The organism is Nocardia sp. NPDC050717 (assembly GCF_040654275.1).
GTDB lineage: Bacteria > Actinomycetota > Actinomycetes > Mycobacteriales > Mycobacteriaceae > Nocardia.
This window is the reverse complement of record NZ_JBFAHR010000011.1, coordinates 132,491-152,306: the sequence shown is the minus strand read 5'-3', so window position 1 is coordinate 152,306 and position 19,816 is coordinate 132,491. Positions and strand designations below refer to the sequence as shown.

Annotated in this window: 15 protein-coding genes and 2 pseudogenes; 7 read left to right on the top strand and 10 right to left on the bottom strand. The window is 71.6% G+C overall.

Going from position 1 to position 19,816, the window contains the following annotated elements; all coding sequences use genetic code 11:
* Positions 1 to 46 precede the first annotated feature (46 nt).
* From aroB to AB0H56_RS22250, 4 genes and pseudogenes are all read right to left on the bottom strand, one after another.
* The gene (gene aroB / locus AB0H56_RS22265) at positions 47 to 1,162 is read right to left on the bottom strand and encodes a 3-dehydroquinate synthase (protein ID WP_357166364.1); all 1,116 of its coding nucleotides are present in this window, start codon (positions 1,160 to 1,162) and stop codon (positions 47 to 49) included.
* A gap of 824 nt (positions 1,163 to 1,986) precedes the next feature.
* Positions 1,987 to 2,472, bottom strand: a pseudogene (locus tag AB0H56_RS22260) (shikimate kinase); the annotation flags it as partial.
* Positions 2,473 to 3,155: 683 nt separating this feature from the next.
* Positions 3,156 to 4,364, bottom strand: a complete 1,209-nt coding sequence (gene aroC, locus AB0H56_RS22255; protein ID WP_110036069.1) for a chorismate synthase — start codon at positions 4,362 to 4,364, stop codon at positions 3,156 to 3,158.
* A 395-nt stretch (positions 4,365 to 4,759) separates the two neighbouring features.
* Entirely contained in the window at positions 4,760 to 5,230 is a 471-nt protein-coding gene (locus AB0H56_RS22250) for an A24 family peptidase (protein ID WP_357166360.1), read from the bottom strand.
* A gap of 165 nt (positions 5,231 to 5,395) precedes the next feature.
* Here AB0H56_RS22250 and AB0H56_RS22245 point away from each other — a divergent pair, with 165 nt between their 5' ends.
* The 4 genes from AB0H56_RS22245 to AB0H56_RS22230 are packed head-to-tail and all read left to right on the top strand — an operon-like array spanning position 5,396 to position 7,910.
* On the top strand, positions 5,396 to 6,517 hold the full coding sequence (locus tag AB0H56_RS22245) for an aminopeptidase P family protein (protein WP_357166357.1): 1,122 nt from the start codon (positions 5,396 to 5,398) through the stop codon (positions 6,515 to 6,517).
* A gap of 48 nt (positions 6,518 to 6,565) precedes the next feature.
* The gene (gene efp / locus AB0H56_RS22240) at positions 6,566 to 7,129 is read left to right on the top strand and encodes an elongation factor P (RefSeq protein ID WP_110035568.1); all 564 of its coding nucleotides are present in this window, start codon (positions 6,566 to 6,568) and stop codon (positions 7,127 to 7,129) included.
* Between the two features lie 2 nt (positions 7,130 to 7,131).
* The gene (gene nusB / locus AB0H56_RS22235; RefSeq protein WP_357166353.1) at positions 7,132 to 7,647 is read left to right on the top strand and encodes a transcription antitermination factor NusB; all 516 of its coding nucleotides are present in this window, start codon (positions 7,132 to 7,134) and stop codon (positions 7,645 to 7,647) included.
* Positions 7,644 to 7,910 (top strand): YciI family protein, encoded by a 267-nt coding sequence (locus AB0H56_RS22230; protein WP_357166350.1) that lies wholly within the window; start codon positions 7,644 to 7,646, stop codon positions 7,908 to 7,910. The genes nusB and AB0H56_RS22230 overlap by 4 nt, the downstream gene beginning before the upstream one ends.
* A gap of 182 nt (positions 7,911 to 8,092) precedes the next feature.
* Here the strand turns inward: AB0H56_RS22230 and AB0H56_RS22225 are convergent, their stop codons facing one another.
* From AB0H56_RS22225 to AB0H56_RS22210, 4 genes and pseudogenes are all read right to left on the bottom strand, one after another.
* Positions 8,093 to 11,152, bottom strand: a complete 3,060-nt coding sequence (locus AB0H56_RS22225) for a hypothetical protein (protein ID WP_357166627.1) — start codon at positions 11,150 to 11,152, stop codon at positions 8,093 to 8,095.
* A pseudogene (locus AB0H56_RS22220) lies at positions 11,153 to 11,533 on the bottom strand (nuclease-related domain-containing protein); the annotation flags it as partial.
* A gap of 168 nt (positions 11,534 to 11,701) precedes the next feature.
* Complete coding sequence (locus tag AB0H56_RS22215; protein ID WP_357166347.1) at positions 11,702 to 13,666, bottom strand: UvrD-helicase domain-containing protein; 1,965 nt, start codon at positions 13,664 to 13,666, stop codon at positions 11,702 to 11,704.
* 102 nt (positions 13,667 to 13,768) lie between these two features.
* Positions 13,769 to 14,734 carry a zinc-binding dehydrogenase gene (locus AB0H56_RS22210; protein WP_357166343.1) on the bottom strand — a complete coding sequence of 322 codons (966 nt, stop codon included), beginning with the start codon at positions 14,732 to 14,734 and terminating at the stop codon, positions 13,769 to 13,771.
* A gap of 97 nt (positions 14,735 to 14,831) precedes the next feature.
* Between AB0H56_RS22210 and AB0H56_RS22205 the strand changes: the two genes are divergently transcribed.
* Positions 14,832 to 15,407, top strand: coding sequence for a helix-turn-helix domain-containing protein (locus AB0H56_RS22205; protein ID WP_357166340.1), 576 nt, complete (start codon positions 14,832 to 14,834; stop codon positions 15,405 to 15,407).
* A 30-nt stretch (positions 15,408 to 15,437) separates the two neighbouring features.
* Here AB0H56_RS22205 and AB0H56_RS22200 read toward each other — a convergent pair whose 3' ends face one another.
* Positions 15,438 to 16,061, bottom strand: coding sequence for an alpha-ketoglutarate-dependent dioxygenase AlkB (locus tag AB0H56_RS22200; RefSeq protein ID WP_357166337.1), 624 nt, complete (start codon positions 16,059 to 16,061; stop codon positions 15,438 to 15,440).
* Positions 16,062 to 16,105: 44 nt separating this feature from the next.
* A complete protein-coding gene (locus AB0H56_RS22195; protein WP_357166335.1) occupies positions 16,106 to 17,314 on the bottom strand; it encodes an erythromycin esterase family protein in 1,209 nt (402 codons plus the stop codon).
* A gap of 115 nt (positions 17,315 to 17,429) precedes the next feature.
* Here AB0H56_RS22195 and AB0H56_RS22190 point away from each other — a divergent pair, with 115 nt between their 5' ends.
* Positions 17,430 to 18,155 carry a MerR family transcriptional regulator gene (locus tag AB0H56_RS22190; protein ID WP_357166618.1) on the top strand — a complete coding sequence of 242 codons (726 nt, stop codon included), beginning with the start codon at positions 17,430 to 17,432 and terminating at the stop codon, positions 18,153 to 18,155.
* Positions 18,156 to 18,251: 96 nt separating this feature from the next.
* On the top strand, positions 18,252 to 19,778 hold the full coding sequence (locus AB0H56_RS22185) for an FAD-dependent monooxygenase (protein ID WP_357166615.1): 1,527 nt from the start codon (positions 18,252 to 18,254) through the stop codon (positions 19,776 to 19,778).
* Positions 19,779 to 19,816: the final 38 nt, after the last annotated feature.

Genomic DNA, 19,816 nt, shown 5'->3' with positions numbered 1-19,816 from the left:
CCGCGTCGAGTGCCCGGCAGGCCGTCCTGCCGGGCACGTCGTCGTCTCAGAGCAGGATCGGGCCGCCGGTGGACGCCTCGCGGGCGATCGCCGAGTAGGCGGCGGCCAGCAGCGACGGGTCGGGACCCTCGAGCCGGCCCGGCTTGGCCAGCCCGTCCAGCACCACGAACCGCAGCACGCCCGACCGGGTCTTCTTGTCGGTCTGCATCGCGTCCATCAGCTGGGGCAGCGCGTCGGCGTCGTAGCTCACCGGCAGGCCGACGCTCTCCAGGATGGTGCGGTGCCGGTCGGCGGTGGCGTCGTCGAGGCGCCCGGCCAGCCTGCCCAGCTCGGCCGCGAAGACCAGGCCGACCGAGACGGCCGCGCCGTGGCGCCAGCGGTAGCGCTCGCGGCGCTCCACGGCGTGGCCGAGGGTGTGTCCGTAGTTCAGGATCTCGCGCAGGCTCGACTCCTTGAGGTCGGCCGCGACGACGTCGGCCTTGACCTGGATGGCCCGCCGGATGAGCTCCGGCAGCACGTCACCGGTGGGGTCGAGGGCGGCCTCCGGATCGGCTTCGACGAGGTCGAGGATCACCGGGTCGGCGATGAATCCGGCCTTGATGATCTCGGCCATGCCCGCCACGATCTCGTTGCGCGGCACCGTCTCCAGCGTGGCCAGGTCGACCAGTACGGCGCTCGGCTCGTGGAAGCTGCCGACGAGGTTCTTGCCCGCCTCGGTGTTGATGCCGGTCTTGCCGCCGACCGCCGCGTCGACCATCGCCAGCAGGGTGGTCGGCACGTGCACGATGCGCACTCCGCGCATCCAGGTGGCGGCGACGAACCCGGCCAGGTCGGTGGCGGCGCCACCACCGAGGCTGACCACGGCGTCGTTGCGGGTCAGGCCGATCCGGCCGAGCACCTCCCAGCAGAACCCGGCCACGGCCAGGTCCTTGCCGTCCTCGGCGTCGGGGATCTCGATCCGGTGCGCGTCGATCCCGGTGTCGGCCAGCGCCTTGCGCACCACCTCGGCGGTCTCGGCCAGCGGCGGCTGATGGAAGATCGCCACGGTCCGCACCGCATTGCCCGCGGAGACGGCCTCCACGAGATCGCCGAGCAGTCCGCGGCCGATGATCACCGGATACGGGTCGGCGGTGCGTACCTGAATGGTCGTCGGCTCTGTCACGTGCGCTGCTCCGATTCTTTCTGGTCGTTGGTCTTGCTTCGCCCCCGCCGGCGCGGCCGCTTCCGGCGCGCCCGCTCCCCGGCCTGATTCGCCGAGCGATCCGCGTCCGCGGCCTGCCCCACCGCCCCGCGGCGCCCGCTGGTGGTGCCGCCGGCCCCTTTCCCTGCGCCGCCGACACCGGTTGCGCTCCCGGCACCTCGCGTGCCACCGGAGCCCTGCGTATCGGTGGTGCCGGACGCGCCGTCGGAGCTCTGCGTATCGGTGATACCGGGTGCGCTGCCGGAACCCTGTGGGCCACCGGAGCTCTGCGTGCCGGTAGTACGGGGTGTGCTGCCGGAACCCTGTGGGGCACCGGAGCCCTGAGTGTTCACAGTGCCGGACGCACTGCCGGCATTCCGCGTGCCGGCGGCGCTCTGCGTACCAGCGGTGCCGCTGGTAGAACCCTGGGCGTTGGCGGCCGAGGACCGCAGTCGCCCACCCCGTCGCGAGCGGGCGCGGCGGGGGCGGCGGGGGCCCGTCGCGCGCGTGCCCGGCTCGCCGGGCTGGGCGCCGGTTCGCTCGCCGGCCGTGCTCGCGGCCGTGTTCGCCTCGGTGCCCTCGCCGGTCGCGGCCCCGCCGCCGGGCAGTGTTGGTCCGGACCGGTCGATCGTGCCCGGCTGGGCGGTGGCCGCGCGGCGCGCGGCGGCGGCACGGGCCCTGGCGCGGCGGCGCGCGCGGGAACGATTGCTGCCGACTCCGGGCCTGCTGGTGACCGAACCCGTTGCCGCCGAGGTGGTTCCGGTGCCGCGCTGCGCGTCGAGATCGGTGCGCACCGATTCGAGTCCGAGCTTGGCCATGATCATCCGCACCACCCGGCCGGGGCTGCGGCCGTCGGTGCGCACGCGGACGGTGGCGACCTCGCGGTACAGCGGCCGCCGGATCCGCATCAGCTCCCGGTACTTGGCCGCGGGGTCGGTGCCGTTGAGCAGCGGACGGGCATTGCTCGATCCGGTGCGCCGAAGTCCTTCGCCCACACTGATTTCCAGGTAGACCACGGTGGCGCCACGCAGGACCGCCCTGGTGCGCGCCGAGAGCACGGAACCGCCGCCGAGGGAGACGACGCCGTCGTGCTCGAGCACCGCGCGGCGCACCACGTCTTCCTCGATCCGCCGGAACTCCGGCTCCCCGTCGGTCGCGAAGATCTCCGGGATCCCGCGCCCGGTCTCGGCCTCGATCCCCGCGTCGGTGTCGAAGAGCTCGACCCCGAGCTCACGCGCCAGCTTCCGCCCGATCGTCGACTTCCCCGACCCGGGAGGACCGACCAGCACGATCCGAGCCCGCGGACCATCGTCGGCGGGAGCGACGGTGCCGGCTTCGGCGTCGGTTCCCGAGGTGTGCGCATCGGCGCCGACGGAAGCGTCGGTGGTCGTGGTGCTTCCGGCGTCTGCCCCCGGGGCCAGGCCGGTGGCGGTGTCTCCGCCCGCGTCGACGCCATCGGTCGTGTCCATGTCCGCGGCGTCGCGCTCGGTGTCCGTTCCCGAGTTCGGAGCGGTGCTGTTCGCTCGCGCTTCCGCGCGAACACCAGCGGCGGTGTGACTGTCCACGCCGCCACGCGTCGTGGAGTCACCGTCGGCTGGGGCACTCGTGGGAGTGCTCGCGGTGTGGTCGGTGCCTGCGTCGGCGGGCGCGCTCGGGGAGGTGCTGTCGGCCGGGGTACTCGTGGGAGTGCTCGCGGTGTGGTCGGTGCCAGCGTCGGCGGGCGCGCTCGGGGAGGTGCTGTCGGCCGGGGCACTCGTGGGAGTGCTCGCGGTGCCTTCGGCGACAGCGGGCGCACTCGCGGAGATGCCGTCAGCGGCGGTTCCGGCCGCCGTGCCGCGAGCGTCGTCCACGACCCGGTCGGCCGCCGGGTCGGCGGGGGAGGCCGGGTGCGGTGCGATGCCGGATCGGGGAGCGCCGACGTTCGGTGGGGGGCCCGCGTCGGTGTCCTCCGCGGCCCCCTGCTGCCCCTGCCCGGTCACGGGATACGGCTGTCCGCGGGCACGTGCGGGCGGTTGCCGATCCGCTTGACGTAGCTGGTGATGTTGTCGACGGTCTCGGCCAGCGAGTCGCCGCCGAACTTCTCCAGCGCGGCCTGCGCGAGCACCAGCGCCACCATCGATTCGGCGACCACGGCGGCCGCGGGTACCGCGCACACGTCGGAGCGCTGGTGGATGGCGACGGCTTCCTCGCCGCTGGACATGTCGACGGTCGCCAGCGCACGGGGCACGGTGGAGATCGGCTTCATCGCGGCGCGCACCCGCAGGGCCTCGCCGTTGGTCATGCCGCCCTCGAGCCCGCCTGCCCGGTTGGTGGAGCGCAGCACGCCGTCGGGGCCGGGCCGCATCTCGTCGTGTGCCTGGCTGCCGCGTCGGCGCGCGGTCTCGAAACCGTCGCCCACCTCGACACCCTTGATCGCCTGGATGCCCATGAGCGCGGCGGCCAGCCGCGAGTCGAGGCGCTGCTCGCCGCTGGTGAACGAGCCGAGCCCGATCGGCAGGCCGTCGACGATCACCTCGACGACGCCGCCGAGGGTGTCGCCGTCCTTCTTGGCCGCCTCGATCTCGGCGATCATCGCCGCCTCGGCGTCGGCGTCGAACGCGCGCACCGGGCTGGCGTCGATGGCGTCGAGGTCGTGCGCGCCCGGGGTGACGCCGGTGGTGTTGGCCGCGGTGCCGATCGAGACCACGTGCGAGATCACCTCGACGCCGAAGGCCTGGCGCAGGAAGTTGCGAGCGACGGTTCCCGCGGCGACGCGGGCCGCGGTCTCCCGCGCGCTGGCCCGCTCGAGCACCGGCCTGGCGTCGTCGAAGTTGTACTTGAGCATGCCCGAGTAGTCGGCGTGGCCGGGGCGCGGACGGGTGAGCGGCGCGTTGCGGGCCATGCCGGCGAGCGCGGTCTCGTCGACCGGGTCGGCCGACATCACTTCGGTCCACTTCGGCCACTCGGAGTTGGCGATCTCGATCGCGACCGGACCACCCATGGTCCGGCCGTGGCGCACGCCGCCGACCAGCGTGACCTTGTCGGCCTCGAACTTCATGCGGGCGCCGCGCCCGTAGCCGAGCCTGCGGCGCGCGAGCTGTGCGGAGACGTCGTCCGATGTCACCTCGACTCCGGCGACCATCCCTTCCAGGAGGGCGACGAGAGCGGGACCATGGGATTCTCCGGCAGTTATCCAGCGCAACACGCCGACCATCTTCCCATGTCGTCGCGCGTCGTAGGGCACGCGGTCCACCGTGACGAGCGGCACCCCGCCTGCGCGCGGGGTGGGGCGGTGGCGCCCACCGGCCCGATCGTGCGGTTCCGGGTGGTTCCGCGCGCCGAGTGCGGCCGCGGTGCGCCGGTGCGCCGGGCGTGGCGAAAGGGCCCTCTCGGCGCCGCCGCGACGGCATGCGGTGCGGCGCCGATCGCTCCGGCGCGAGCGCCGATTCGCGGCCCCGGCGCCACGAAGGAGGCCGCGCACTGCCGCCGCACTCCGCCGCGGGACCCCGGCGTGCCGGCGTGACGGTCCGGCGCCGTCGACATCCGATTCCCGCCCGGCCAGCGCGGAAGAGGGCGCGACCGGCGCCGCGGTGCGCGCGCTCATGCCAGCGCCATCGCGGTGACCGTCGCCAGGCACATGGCCGGGCCGTGGGGCACCATTCGCCCGGTGGGCCGCCGACGCGGTGCGCCGCCGCCTCCCCGGGCGGAACGCAGCCGATCCCGTCCCAGGACGAGGACCGCGGCGACGGCCGTGAGCAGCGGTGCGGCCAGCGCGGCCCACACCCAGGCGGGCGCGCCCGCGAGCGCGGCGGCACCACCCAGCGAGACTGCCAGTTTCACATCGCCCGCGCCCAGCGCGGCGGGGGAGACGAGGTGCGTGACGAGATACGGCATGGTCAACAGCGCGGCGCCGATCACCGCGGTGGCCAGCTGCCCTGTGTACAGGGCGTAGAGAAACACCGCGGCGGCCCCGACGCCGGTGAGGGCGTTGGGGAGCCGCCGGGCATGGACATCGATGACGCCCAGCAGCACACACCAGGCGATGAGCAGGCAGAACGCGGCAGTGGTCATACGTCGATCGTGCTGGGCGCGTCCCGCCCGATCCAGGTCGCGATCACGAATGTGGACAACTCCGGTCGCTGTGAATATTCAGATGGTCAGTTTCGGCCCGGCCGACGCGCCCACCGCGTGGAACGCACCGCCGACGTGTCGTCGGTTCAGCGGTAGCGTTGACCCATGTGTGCTGACTACACGGGCCCAGATCACGCGGCACGGCGTGGCGCCCTGCGGAGCCTGCTGGTGGAGAACGGCGTCGACGCGCTGCTGGTGACCGATCTGGTCAATATCCGCTACCTGACCGGCTTCACCGGCTCGAACGCCGTCCTGCTGGTGCACTCGTGGGACATGCGCGGCGCCGAGGAGCGCACCGTCATCGGCACCGACGGCCGCTACTCCGCGCAGGTCGCGGCGCAGGTCCCCGACCTGCGCGCCGAGATCTCCCGCGCCACCGCGCGCCGCATCCTGGAGCTGGCCGGTGAGTGGCAGCTCGGCCGCGTCGGCTTCGAGAGCCATGTGGTGACCGTCGCCGAGCATCAGTCGTTCGTCGAGCAGCGGACCGGCCTGCAGCTGGTGCCGACGAACGGCCTGGTCGAGCAACTGCGCATGGTCAAGGACGCCTACGAGGTCGCTCAGCTGCGCGCGGCGTGCGCGGCGGCCGACGCGGGCCTGGCGAGCCTGCTCGAGCGCGGGCTGCTGCGCCCGGGGCGGACCGAACGGCAGGTCGCCCGTGATCTCGAGTGGGCGATGTTCGAGCACGGCGCGGAAGCCGTCTCGTTCGAGACCATCGTCGCCACCGGCGTGAACTCCGCCGTCCCGCACCACCGCCCGACCGGCGCCGTGCTGGCCACCGGCGATTTCGTGAAGCTCGATTTCGGCGCGGTCGTCGACGGCTACCACTCGGACATGACCCGCACCCTCGTGCTCGGCCCGCCGGCGGACTGGCAGCGCGAGATCTACGACCTGGTCGCCCGCTCACAGCGCGCGGGCCGCGAGGCGCTCGAGCCCGGCGCGGGCACCGCCGAGGTGGACGCGGCGGCGCGGGTCGTCATCGAGGAGGCGGGCTACGGCCCCCAGTTCGTGCACGGCCTCGGACACGGCGTCGGGCTGCAGATCCACGAAGCGCCGGGAGTCGCGAAAACGAGTACCGGTACACTTCTTGCTGGCGTGGCGGTGACCGTCGAACCTGGTGTGTACCTTCCCGGCCGCGGCGGGGTCCGGATCGAGGACACGCTCGTGGTACGCGAGGCGGGCCCGGACCTGCTCACCCTCACCAGCAAGGACCTGACCGTCGTCGAGTGACGCCGGTCCCCAGAGACCGCAGTAAACGAACGAGGAGATCCGAGGACAGTGGCGGACACCAGCGACTTCAAGAACGGCCTTGTGCTGAAGATCGACGGTCAGCTCCAGCAGATCGTCGAATTCCAGCACGTGAAGCCGGGTAAGGGCCCCGCCTTCGTGCGGACCAAGCTGAAGAACGTCGTGTCCGGCAAGGTCGTCGACAAGACCTTCAACGCGGGCGTCAAGGTCGAGACCGCGACCGTCGACCGTCGCGACATGACCTACCTGTACCACGACGGTACCGACTACATCTTCATGGACGGCGAGACCTACGACCAGATCTCCATCCCGGAGGCCACCATCGGTCAGGGCGCGCGCTTCCTGCTGGAGAACATGGGCGTGCAGGTCGCCGTGCACGAGGACGCGCCGCTGTTCGTCGAGCTCCCGGTCACCATCGAGCTGCTCGTGCAGCACACCGACATCGGCCTGCAGGGCGATCGGTCCACCGGCGGCACCAAGCCCGCCACCCTGGAAACCGGCGCCGAGGTGCAGGTCCCGCTGTTCATCAACACCGGTGACAAGCTGAAGATCGACTCGCGCGACGGCAGCTACCTCGGCCGCGTCAACGCCTGATCGTGACGGACTCCCCGGCAGACAAGAAGGGCTCGTTCAAGAAGCTCGGCGCGCGCCACAAGGCGCGCCGCCGGGCCGTGGACCTGCTGTTCGAGGCGGAGGCGCGCGACGTCGACGTCTCGGACCTGCTCGCCGAACGCGCGGAGCTGGCCACCCGTGACCAGAGCGTGGCGCCGGTGCACGCCTACACCGGTGTGCTCGTCGAAGGCGTCGCCGACGACCTGGACCGGGTCGACGGCACCATCGAGGGCTACCTGCAGGACTGGACGCTGTCGCGCCTGCCCGCCGTCGACCGGGCGATTCTGCGGATCGCGGTGTGGGAGTTGTTCCACGCCACCGACGTTCCGCCGGTGGTCGCGGTCGACGAGGCCGTCGAACTGGCCAAGGAGCTGTCCACCGACGACTCGCCGTCGTTCGTGAACGGTGTGCTCGGCCAGGTCGTCCAGGTGGCGCCGCAGGTGCGCGCCGCCGCGGCGGCCACCCGTGCCGCGCGACCCGCGCCGGAGGACCGGGCGTGAGCAACAAGTACCTCGTGATGGTTATGCGCACACCGGCTTTCGAGCAGTCCGTGATCGAACCGCACCGCGAGTTCCTGCAGCGCCTGCTCGCCGCGGGCCAGCTGGTGGAGAGCGGGAAGTTCACCGACGGGACGGGCGGCGCGTATGTCGTGTCGGCCGAAAGTCTGGACGCCGCAACGGCGCTCGCGCACACCGATCCGCTGCACACCACCGGTGCGTCGGACCTGACGATCTACGAATGGGAGATCACCGTCTCGGCGTGATCCCCGAACCGCGACAGCCGCATGTCCTTTCGGGTGTGCGGCTGTCGTCGTTCCCGACGGCCTCCGCCGGTGGGTGTACGGGAAACCGGCGGAGGCGCGACCGTCGCCGGGGAGCGCCGGTGTCGGGCGTGCGCGAGGCACCCGGTGATCTTGCTACCTCGAGTGCGCTCGAGGTCAAGGCGTCAGCGGTCGGCGTGGACCAGCGGCGCGAGGAAGCCCGTGACCTGCGCGGTCGACGGCTGACCGAGCCGGCGGCCGAGATAGTCCGGTGCGTCGGCCGCGCCACGGCAGCGATCCGGGTCGGTGTTGGCGGGGTCGGCCGAATAGCGTTCGCCGATCATGGTCGCGCGCGCGACCTCCCGGCCCGTGCGCAGCTCGTAGACGGCGACCTCGTAGGTCGCCCGGAACAGGTTGACGGTGCGTCCGATCGGTTCGCCGGGAGCGGGCGGGTACTGGCAGGTCACCACGAGATCGCCCAGACTCACCTGCGTCATGCAGGCGATGAGCTGCACCGAGGAGGTGTCGCTCGGCCGCCAGGCGCTGGACTCGCTCGCGGCCACCATGGTGGCCAGCTCGCCGGACAGGTAGATCGGCCGCGCGCCGTCGCGCTGGTACTCCGCGGCATTCGGGAACGGTTTGCGGTCGCCACACATCCGGTCGTAGTCCGACATCTCGAACCGGCTCGCGTTGACCGCCGTGATTGCGAAGAACCCCGCCCCGAACAGGACGATGAACAGGATCAGCCCCACGCCGGGACCGATCCGCACCCACCTGCGGCTCCGCTGACGCCGCTCCCGGACGGGCGTGTTGCGCCACCGTTCGAGCAGCGATGGCCCGCTCGACCGTCGGCCCACACGTTTACGAATGCGGCTCGACACGGACCGCCGCGGAGCGCGCCGGTCCTCCTCGACCCACTGCGACCAGTGTTCCGAGCTGTCGTACGGCTCGCCGGTCTCGGACTGCTGGGCGGTGCGTGGGTCGCTCGACGAACGGGCCGACCACGCAGCCGCGCCCGCAGCACCGGCAGCCGCCCCGTGACCGGCGGCTGTCGCGGTCTGGGCCACCGATCGCCCGCGATGGGCCGGTTCCTCCGGCTCATGCCACGAGCCCTCATGTGGGACACTCTCGCCGACCGGATTCCGGTCGGTCGATTCTTCTTCGCGCGCGGTGTCGTGCGCGGCGGCGAACTCCGAGGGTGCCGGGCGGTCCGGCTGGCCCGGTTCGGCCATCGGCGTGGGCGACTTGGTCAGCGAAACTACGTCGGGCGCGGATTCTGCGGTTCGTGGGCTACCCGTGATCGGTGGGTCGGTGGATTCACGTAGTGCGGCGGATTCGCTCGGACGTGCACCGTGGCCAGCGGTTTCGCGGCCCGCCGAGTCACCGGTACCCCCGCCGCCGGTCAGGTCACCCGGGTCATGGTGCGAGGCCGTGGTTTCCGCGGACGAGGCGCCCGCTCCGCCTCCACCGAGTGCAGTCTCTCCCGCTACCTCCGGGGTAGTGCCGAGCTGTTGCCCACCGGACTTTCCCGCACCGGTTGCGGCCCCACCTGTTGCCGCTGCGCTCGCTGCCGCCGCACCTGCTGCCGCGACGGCTGCCGCCCCCATGCCTTCGGCTGCTGTCGCGTCGGACTGTGCCGGACCGGCAGTAATGCTGCCGGTCTCGCCCGCAGCGGTCGAAGTCGAGTCTGAGCCCGGACGGTCGGGTTCGCCGCCACTTGGTTCGGTGGCTCCTGCTGTCTCCTCCACGGCGACGTAGGGTTCCGCCGCGTCGTCGGGTGCGGTGGGGTTGGTTGCTGCGGCGGTGTTGTCTGCTGGAGCGTTGGGTGTGGCGGGGTTGGTTGCTGCGGCGGTGTTGTCTGTTGAGGCGTTGGGTGTGGCGGGATCGGTTGCTGCCGCGTTGTTGTCTGTTGGAGCGTTGGGTGTGGCGGGGTTGGTTGCTGCGGCGGTGTTGTCTGTTGGAGCGTTGGGTGTGGCGGGATCGGTTGCTGCCGCGTTGTTGTCTGTTGGAGCGTTGGGTGTGGCGGGATCGGTTGCCGTCGCGTTGTTGTCTGTTGAAGCGTCGGGGGTGGCAGGGTCGGTTGCTGCAGCGTCGGTGCCTGTTGAGGCGTCGGTTCGCGACGAGGCGGTCTCCGGCGTCTCGGTTCCCTCGGGTGTCGGCTCTGTCGCCTCGGCTTGTGGGTTCGGGGCTTCTGTCGAGGTCGCCTTCCGAGCACCGGCTCCCGCTGCCACGACCGCAGCTCCCGCTGCGGTGGCAGCGGCGACCTTGCTGACGGGTGTGCGGCTGCTCTCGGCAGGCCGCGAACCGGCAGACGAGTCGCCGGGGTCCGTGGTGGAAGCTGGGCCCGAGTCCTCAGCTGTTCTGATCCGGCTCCGTGCATCGGACTCCGTCGAGGAGCGCAGCCCGCCCACGGTGTCTGCCGGTGACTCCGAAGCTGCGGAGACCTCGTTCGGGCCGCCCACTTCGGCTCCGGGTGTGGCGTGTCCCTTCGCTGGTGCTTGCCGCGCGGCGGTGTCGCCGTGATTCGCCCCGGGAGATCCACCGACCTGCGAGTGGCCATCGACGGAGGCCACGACCCCCGCAGCCTCGTCCGCCGAACCAGCAGCCTCATCCGCCGAACCCGATGGCGAGGCGGCCGAACCCGATGGCGAGGCGGCCGACATTGATGGTGAGCCAGCCGACGCTGATGGTGAGCCAGCCGACGTTGATGGCGAGCCAGCCGACGTTGATGGCGAGGCAGCCGACGCTGACTGGTCACCCGCGCCCGAGACGGTATCCGCTTCGGATTCCCGTGCCGGGATTCGCTGTTCGCTGTCCGGCTCGCCCGACTTGCGCGGCCGATGCGCGAGCCGATCGATCGCGGCGAGAAACGCGGGCGCGCTCGCCCGGATACTCAGCGGCGACGCGGCGCCCGCGCCGGTGGGTACCGCCTCGGTGTCCTTCTTCTCCTCCGACTCGGGGGCGGTCGGGGTGGGGCGGCTGCTGGTGGTCGGCGCGAGGCGGGCGGGGAATCCCTGATCCGCCAGCTCTACCCGGCTGGGCAGCAAATGGGCGAGGTTCAGCGCGTCGAAGACCCGGCGCACGTCGTTGACGCTGAGCCGGACCGTGCGTCCGGTCTCGGCGTGGAAGTAGTCGTGCAGCGCGGACGCGTCGTCGCGGTCGATCAGCACCGCCCGGTAGCCGTCGGCGATGCGCGATTCCTCGAGGGCGATCCGCGAACCGGGCTGGGGGACCAGCACCACCAACGCGTTCACCCAGCCGAAGATGCCGGACTGTTGCAGCAGGTTCTTGGCCGCGAACACCTGTCGCCGCACCTGGACGAACGGATTGGGCACCCGGACGGCGTGATAGAGCGCGGCCTCCGCGCCGTCGACCGTCCACGGACCGTTCGGCGGGGTGGCGAGTGTGCCGTCCTGGCGGGCGGTGAACCCCTTCACCTCGATGACGGTGGCGCCCTGCGGCGTGCACACCAGCGCGTCGACCTCGACGGATCCGCCGCGGCTCTCCGGCACATGGCAGCGGAAAACCGCGATACCACCCGCCTCCGACGTCCAGTCCCGGATCGCCGCCGCGACGACCTCTTCTGCGCCTTCGAGCTCGGATTCGTCCGCGACAACGACGATCACCACGACCCCCTGTGCAACCGAATGCGGACCCTACCAGGATACGACCTGGATCAGCCACACCGAAACCGAATCCTGTTGCCGAGCAACGAGATCGGCAATACCGATTTCCGCTCTCACCGCACCACCCCACCGCGGGCCCCACTCACCTGCCCAGCGGTGGATGCGCGACTAGTCCCGGACCACGCCGAGCCACACGAAGTCCCGGGCCCTGGTCACCGCCACGAACTGCTGGCGCATGGTCAGTTCGTGACGTTCCCGCTCCGCGTCGGTCGTCGGTGGCGCGGGTTCGGCGAACGGGTGGATGACAGCGCGGAAGTCCAGGCCCTTGGCGCGGTAGACAGTGCCGACCTTCACGCCCGCGTCGTCGTCGGCGCCGTGGAATCGTTCCATGTTCTGGGTGGGAATGCCGGCGCGTTCGAGTGCGCGCAGGAGCCGATCGGCCTCGAAGACGGTCATGGTGATGATCGCGATGTCCTCGTCGGCGACACCCGCGGCGCGCAGGTTCCGGATCTGGCCGATCACGGCGGCGGGTAGGTCGTCGGAGCGTCCTGACCATCGGTCCACGCGGCCGCCGGGCAGCGCGGCGCCGGCTCTCGCGAGGAGGTGGCTGTCCTCGGGATCCAGATCCCGGATCGACGCCGCACCGGGCAGGGCGGCGGCGAATTCGACGATGGCCCTGCGATTGCGGTAGTTCTTCGTCAGGGTCTCGCTGCGGCCGACGACGTGGATGCCGGCGTCGACAAGCCGCCAGCCACCGGCATAGATCCGCTGCTGCCCGTCGCCCACCAGCAGCAGTGCGTTGGCCGCGTTCCCCGTGAGTTCGTGGACCAGGCGCAGGCTCTGCACGGTGATGTCCTGGACCTCGTCGACGACCACCATGGCGTACGGCCGCTCGAGCGGATCGACGCGAAGCTGATTCAGCGCGAGGGCGATCACATCATTGGCGTCGTGGAACCGGGCTTCCCGGCGGAGCCGCTCGTACTGCCGGTACAGGTCCCATACGCGCGTGCGGGCGGCATCGTGCAGGGCGACTCGTCTGCCGCGCCGCCGCAGAGCGGCGTACTGGGCGAAGTCGTCGAGGCCGAGCCCGCGACCCTTGATCACGCGGTCGATCTCCTCCCGCCAGTACCGGATATCGACGGAGATCTCGGCCAGCGGTCCGTGGGCGCCCGCCCGCGACCACGCCATGGCGAACGCGTTGTCCGCCCGGTCCATGTCCATGGCGACGGGGATTCTCCTGCGCGTGAGCAGCTCCCGTGCCCACGCGTGCAGGTTGGTGAACTCCGCGCGGTCGGCCGTGCATGGCGACAGTCGAGCGAAGGCGGTCTTCTGATACGGCGGCAAGTTCTTGACCAGCGTGGTGTACAGCAGCGGCCCGGTCGAGCGCCGCGACTGATACGCCATGCGATGCAGGGCGAGAACGGTTTTCCCCGTCCCCGCCGGACCCACGATCCGCGCGGGACCGTTGTAGTCGCGCGAAACCAGCGCATTCTGCGCCGGATCCAGGAAGGCCAACCAGGACGGGAACGGCCTGGCCAGCGCCTCGGTGACCTGGTCGGCGCGCAGGTCGGCGACCTCGAGCAGTCCATCGGTCTCGGCGGCCTGCGCGGGAACGATGGTCGGGATCAGCTGGTAGTCGGTGCTGCGGCGGCCGGTGTGCTCGGCGAGCGCGTCGGCCGCCGCAGCCGTCATGACCCGGTCACGGGTGAGCAGGGAACGCAGGGTCGCGTCCGTGGTGACGACGAAACGGCCGTCGGTCGCCGGCGGCTGCCCGACCGGCAGCACGAAGACCAATTCGACCGTCTCGCGCACGAATTCGTTGCCGTGCGGTGCGATGGTGACCCCGGCGACCAGCTGTTCGGCCTGGGCGCGCAGCCTGCGGATCTGAGCCGCACCGGGCAACTCGTCGACGATGTTCAGGGCGAATACGCCGCGCGGACCGAGGAACAGGCTGTCGCATCGGCTCGCGGGTGCGGGCTGGGAGCGGTGCAGAAGCAGCCGCCACTGCCTGCGAGCGTCCAGCAACAGGGCGGTGTAGATGTTCTTCGATCGGCCGGGCAGTTCGCCGACGGCGTGGGTGATCTCGTATTCGATTCGCAGGCGCAGGATTTCTCGATCATTGCTGGACGTCATCTCGGCCACCCCACTCGGTCCGCGTTACTCCGTCTTCGAGTATGAGCGAATCATCAAGTAGCAGACAGGGTTTCAGGAGGGCGGCGTGAATTGCGGGATCGTCTACGGGCGCAGCAGCACCGCGCCGAATGCCGCGCGATCCTCGAGCTTGCGGTGCGCCTCGGCGGCGGCGTCCAACGGCAGCACGGCGTCGATGCCGACGCTCAGGAGTCCTCGCGCCGCGGCGTCGAGGGCGGCCGGGCGCTGGGCGGCGACGGTGTCGAGCCAGGCGGCGCCCGCGCATCCGGTGAGGGTGAGGCCGCGCAAGACGAGGTCGGTGGCACCGAGTTGCGCGGGAGTGCCGGCGAGCCAGCCGTAGCTGAGGATCCGCCCGCGCAGCGGGGTGATGTGGTCGAGCAGCGGTGTCAGGGACTCGCCGCCGATCGAGTCGAACACGACGTCGACGGTGCCGCCGGACAGCACCTCGCCGAGGTGGTCGGCCCACGCCGGCGCGGAGTGGTCGAGCACCGCCGCCGCGCCGTGTTCGCGCGCCAGCGCGGCCTTGTCCGGGCCGCCCGCGGTCGCGATCACCCGGACCCCGCGTGCCGCGCAGAGCTGGACGAGGCAGCTGCCCACGCCGGTCGCACCCGCCTCGACCAGCACGGTCTCGCCGGGAGTGAGGGCGGCGGTCGCGATCAGGGCCAGCGCGACCGATCCCGGCATCTGGATCGCGGCGGCGGCCTCCGTCTCGAGGCCGTCCGGAATGACCGTCACCGAACCCTGCTCGGCGGCGACCAGTTCGGCGTAGGCGCCGACACCGCTGGTGGCGGCGACGACCCGCGCGCCGAGCAGTGCGGGGTCGACTCCGGCGCCGAGATCCACGACCGTGCCCGCCGCCTGGAAACCGAACACCGCGGGCAGCGGCGCGGGAAAGGGGAACGCGCCGGCGCGCACCTTGGTCTCGGGATAGAGCACCGGCACGGCCGCCGCGCGGACGAGCACCTGACCCTCCGTGGGTGTCGGGTCGTCGATGTCGCGGGGCACCAGCACCTCTGGTGCGCCGGTCGTGGTCATTACGATTGCTCGCATCAGAACTCCATAAGTTGACTAGCGGTCCAGATATCCGAACGATATGGACCGTCGGTCAACTTGTCAACGGATCGGCTGTGCCGAGGAAGCGATAGCGATGACCGAGCCGCGCCCCACCGAACGTGCCGATGCCGCGCGCAACCGCCGAGCGATCCTCGACGCCACCGCCGCGCTGCTGGCCGAGCACGGCGCGGCGGGGATCACCATGGACCGGGTCGCCGCGGCCGCCGGGGTCGGCAAGGGAACGATCTTCCACCGGTTCGGCAGCCGGGCGGGCCTGCTGTACGAGCTGGTGGCCGAGGGGGCGATCGCGCTGATGGCGGCGGTGTCCGACGGGCCGCCGCCGCTCGGTCCCGGCGCACCGGCCACCGACCGGCTCTTGGCCTTCTTCGATGCCATGACCCGCATGGTCGCCGACGATGTGGAGTTGATCGCCGCCTACCGGGCCATGCCCCCGCATCCCCGCAGCGCCGAGTTCCACGCCTTCTGGGCCGAGCACGTCACCACGCTGTTGCGTGAGGTGCGCCCGGACATCGATGCCGAGACCGTGGGCGCGCTGCTCCTGTCGACCCTCGGCGGGGAACTCGCCCAGCACCTGGCGAGGGCGGGCGAGGTCGATCGCCTGCGTGCGGGTGTGCGCGAACTCGTGCGTTCGGTGCTCGAGGCTCCGTGATCGGTCCGGCGCGACCGGTGTGGCGGAACGTCAGCGCACCCCGCGCGGACGGAATTGGATGCTGATGCGCGGGCCGACCGGCCGGGTCGTCTTCGGCACCGCGTGTTCCCATGTGCGCTGACACGCGCCGCCCATCACCAGTAGATCGCCGTGTCCGGCGGTGAAACGTACGCTGGATCCGCCGCCGCGCGGGCGTAGCAGCAGGGTGCGCGGCGCGCCGACCGAGACGATCGCGACCATCGTGTCGTCGGTCGCTCCCCGCCCGATCGTGTCGCCGTGCCAGGCGACGCTGTCGCGCCCGTCGCGGTAGAAGCACAGGCCCGCCGTGCGGAACGGCTCGCCGAGTTCCTCGGCGTAATGGCCGGTGAGTACGTCGCGTGCGGCGACGAGAATGCGGTCGGGGAGCGGGTCGTGTTCGCCGAAGAACGACACCAGGCGCGGCACGTCGACGACGCGGTCGTACATGGGCCTGCGTTCGGCATGCCACGGCACCCGCTCGGCCAGCCGCTCGAACACCTCGCTCGCACCGCTCAGCCAGCCGGGAAGGGTGTCCACCCAGGCCGTCGCGTCGAGCTGGGTGCGCTGGATCTTCTCGATCGGACCCAGCGCAACCGCCTCACCGTCGAACAGTGAACCTTGCAGGGGCAGCGACATGGCCGTCAGTCTACCCCGTGTTCGAAAATGTGTTCGAATACCGGCTATCGATACTGATGCCGGTGGCCATCGGTGTCCGCGACGAACACGACGGCGTCGGCGCCGGCGAGATCGGCCGGATCGAGCGGGATGTGGCCCGGCAGGATCGGTGCGTCCGCGTCGATCGGTGCGGGCAACGCGGCGCGCAACGCCGGGGCGGGGAACAGCGTGCGGCCGGTGGTGGCGGCCGCGAGCAGACCCTGCAGGGTCCCGGGTGTGCTGTGCGGCTTGGCATCGGTGGCGAGGACGGCGTACCGGTCGCCGAGCGCGCACGCGAGGAGCGCGCCCGCGCCGCACCAGCGCACCTCGCCGGTGTGCATGGCCATGGTGGACTCGCCGCGCAGCAGGTGCACATTGTGGGCGAACACCAGGCTCGGGCCGCGTCGCTGCTCGGCCGTGCGAATGGCGAGCAGGTTGTCGGCCATCATCTCGGTGCGCAGGCTGAGCAGGGTGGCGAACCGATCGGGGCCGGTGTCGGCGATCGCGGTGTGGAAGCGCAGCAAGCCCTGCGCGGTGCGGGCGGACGCGAGGGCGAGGGCGTAGCCGGCCGGGTCGGCCCGATGCAGCGGCGGCGCGGCGCGGCGCAGCGCGCTGGCGACGTCATCGGCGACGACCCGCAGGGCACGCACCCGGTCGGAGTCGCCGATCGAGGCCGACGGGTCGTAGATGCCTGCGGGGTTCGTCCAGTCGGTGTCGTCGCCGAGCAGGGCGTCCAGGTCGCGGGTGGACGCGGGGCGCAGTGCCACGGGGAGGTGGCGCACTGCCGCGGTGAGGGTGTGTCGTGGGCTCGGCACGTCGGTCTGTTCGAGCGGTGCGTCGAACCCGTGGAACCGCACGCGGTCGCCCGGTGCGCGGTCGGCGTTGTGGGCGCGCAGCCATTCGACGAGTTCCCGGTTGCCCGGGACCGCGCCGAAATGGTGGCTGAACCCGGTCTCCAGCACGGTGTCCAGGTCCGCCGCGCCGCCGTTGACGTAGTCGTCGACCACGGACGCGGCGAAGAAGTCGCTCTCCAGCACGATCGACCGAAACCCTCTTGTGACGAGATGGACGAGAAGTTCGTTGCGCAGCAAGGGGAACGCGGCGATGCCGTGCGTCGGCTCGCCGAGAGCGAGGATGTCGAGCGGCTCGGGGCGGGCGGCGAGGAATTCGTCGAGGGTGCGGCCGAGCGCCGCCTGATCGTGGAGCGGGTGGGTGAGCGGAGTGAAGGCAGGCATGTTCTCCTCTTTCGGAAGGTCCTGCCCTTGAACAGTATCGTTGAAGGTTCGGTGGAAACTTTTGGCGAGAAGGTCCAGGTTGGGAATGAAAAAGCCTCAAACAGGCGACGCGTCCCTGCGGCCGGTCGATCTCGCCCGCGAACACGGATTGTCGGCGCAGGCCGTGCGCAATTACGACGACGCGGGCGTCCTGCCCCCGACCGACCGCACCGCCGTCGGCTACCGGCGGTACACGCCCCTGCACGCCCAGGCTTTGCGGGCCTTTCTCGGCCTGCGCACCGGGCACGGGCATCAGGCGGCCGCGGCGATCATGCGCGCGATCCATCGCGACGACCCGGAGTCGGCGTTCCGCCGGATCGACGCGGCGCACGCCGACCTGCTCGACGAACGCGCCACCCGCGCCGAGGTCGCGACCGCGCTGGGCACCCTGTCGGGTTCGCCGCCCACTCCGCTCGCCGGTCCCGCGCTGACCGTCGGTGAACTCGCGCGCCGCATCGGTGTGCACCCGGCCACGCTGCGGACCTGGGAGGCGGCGGACATCCTTCGCCCGGAACGCGATCGCTCGACCGGATACCGGCACTACGGGCCCGAGGCCGTCCGTGATGCCGAGATCGCCCGGCAGCTGCGTCGCGGTGGATACGGCCTGTCCCAGGTCGCGCAGTTCGTGGCGCGGTTGCGTGCGGCGGGCGGGCCGGAAGTGCTCAGTGCGTTCCTGGACGCCTGGCAGGAGCGATTGGTCGCCCGGAGCCGGAATCTGCTGGCCGGTGCGGCTCAGCTCGACGCGTATCTGACAGCGCGCGACGCCGGAATGGTTATTCCCCCTGCCCCTTCCAAGGTATAGCCGACCCGGGGGCTTGCCGCAAGGCCCCGGGTGTCCTGCACAATCGCACGTCGACAGTTCGGACCAGTGGATATGGGAGTTACACGAGTGCGTGAGATGAAGACCGACGTGATCGTCGTCGGCGCTGGACCCGCCGGACTGATGCTCGCGGGGGAACTGTCCCTGGCCGGGGTGCGGCCGATCGTGCTGGAACGCCGTGCCGTGCCGGGCACCGCGCACAAGGCCAGCGGCCTGGGCGGACGGATCCTCGATGTGCTGCGCTACCGCGGCCTGCTCGACCGGTTCGCGGCGGTGGGCAGCCCGATCGCGGCGCCGATCTTCCCCTTCGGCGGGATGCACGTCGATTTCACCAGCCTCGCCGACGGGCCGATGGACGCGATGGGGATCCCGCAGGCGCGGGTGGAGGAGCTGCTGGCCGAGCGGGCGGGCGAGCTCGGTGCCGAGATCCGGCGCGGGCACGAGGTGGTCGCGCTGGACCAGGACCAGGAGGGCGTGCGCGTCCGGGTCGAGGGGCCGGACGATGTCTACACGCTCACGGCGCGGTATCTCGTCGGGTGCGACGGCGGCCGGAGCCGGATCCGTGAATTCGCCGAAATAGCCTTCCCGGGCAACACCTTTCCCGAGGTCAATCGGCTCGGCATGGTGACGGTGCCCGACACGGTGCCCGTCCGCGCCGACGGCGGGCTCGACCTGCCCGGCTACGGCCCGATCTCGCCGGGCTTCACCCGCACCGAACGCGGCGTGTTCGCCATCGGCCCGGTCGATCCCGCGCAGCGGACGATGTTCTTCCAGACCACCGAGGAAGAACTCACCGAATACGACAACGACGACCCGCTCACCCTGGCCGAACTCGCCGCCAGCGCGCACCGGGTCCTCGGCACCGAGCTGCCCCTCGGCGATCCGATCCGCTTGTCGCGCTACCAGTTCCAGGCTCGGCGCGCCGAGCGTTTCCGGTCCGGCCGCGTCCTGCTGGCAGGCGACGCGGCGCACCTGCTGCCCGCCACCGGCACGGCCCTCAATGTGGGTATGCTCGACGCGGTCAACCTGGGCTGGAAGCTCGCGGCCACCGTCCAGGGCTGGGCGCCGGCCGGGCTGCTCGACAGCTACCACGAGGAACGGCACGCTGCGGCGGGCCGGGCGCTGCAGCAGACCCGCGCGCAGGCGGCCCTGCGGCGCGGCCAGGACGAGGCGGCCGACGCGCTGCGCGCGGTGTTCCAGGAGCTGTTCACCGACGAGCCCGCGCTGCGCAGGCTGGCAGGCATGATCTCGGCCAACGACGTGCGGTACGCGGTGCCCGGCGCCGACCCGCACCCGTTGGCGGGCAGCTTCGCGCCCGATCTGCCGTTGCTCACCGAGCAGGGCGCTACCAGCGTCGCCGAACTCCTGCACGCCGCCCGCCCGGTCCTGCTCGACCTCGCCGACCGCGCGGACCTGCGCGAGCAGGCCCGCGAGCGGGAGCCGCGGCTCGTGATCGTCACCGCGAAAACCGAGGACCGGCCCGCCGACGCGATCCTGATCCGGCCCGACGCCTTTGTCGCCTGGGCCGCGGCGGTCGACGAATCCGCCGGCACCGCCGCGCCGACGCTGCGGGACGCGCTGGACCGCTGGGTCGGACAGCTCTGAGCGTGGTCGCGGGTGCGGGAGTGCCTGACCGGCATGCG

Coding starts and splice junctions, on each gene's coding strand:
- AB0H56_RS22250 (WP_357166360.1), bottom strand. CDS start 5,230: ATGACCACTGCCGCGTTCTGCCTGCTCATCGCCTGGTGTGTGCTGCTG.
- AB0H56_RS22245 (WP_357166357.1), top strand. CDS start 5,396: ATGTGTGCTGACTACACGGGCCCAGATCACGCGGCACGGCGTGGCGCC.
- AB0H56_RS22215 (WP_357166347.1), bottom strand. CDS start 13,666: ATGACGTCCAGCAATGATCGAGAAATCCTGCGCCTGCGAATCGAATAC.
- AB0H56_RS22210 (WP_357166343.1), bottom strand. CDS start 14,734: ATGCGAGCAATCGTAATGACCACGACCGGCGCACCAGAGGTGCTGGTG.
- AB0H56_RS22205 (WP_357166340.1), top strand. CDS start 14,832: ATGACCGAGCCGCGCCCCACCGAACGTGCCGATGCCGCGCGCAACCGC.
- AB0H56_RS22200 (WP_357166337.1), bottom strand. CDS start 16,061: ATGTCGCTGCCCCTGCAAGGTTCACTGTTCGACGGTGAGGCGGTTGCG.
- AB0H56_RS22195 (WP_357166335.1), bottom strand. CDS start 17,314: ATGCCTGCCTTCACTCCGCTCACCCACCCGCTCCACGATCAGGCGGCG.
- AB0H56_RS22185 (WP_357166615.1), top strand. CDS start 18,252: ATGAAGACCGACGTGATCGTCGTCGGCGCTGGACCCGCCGGACTGATG.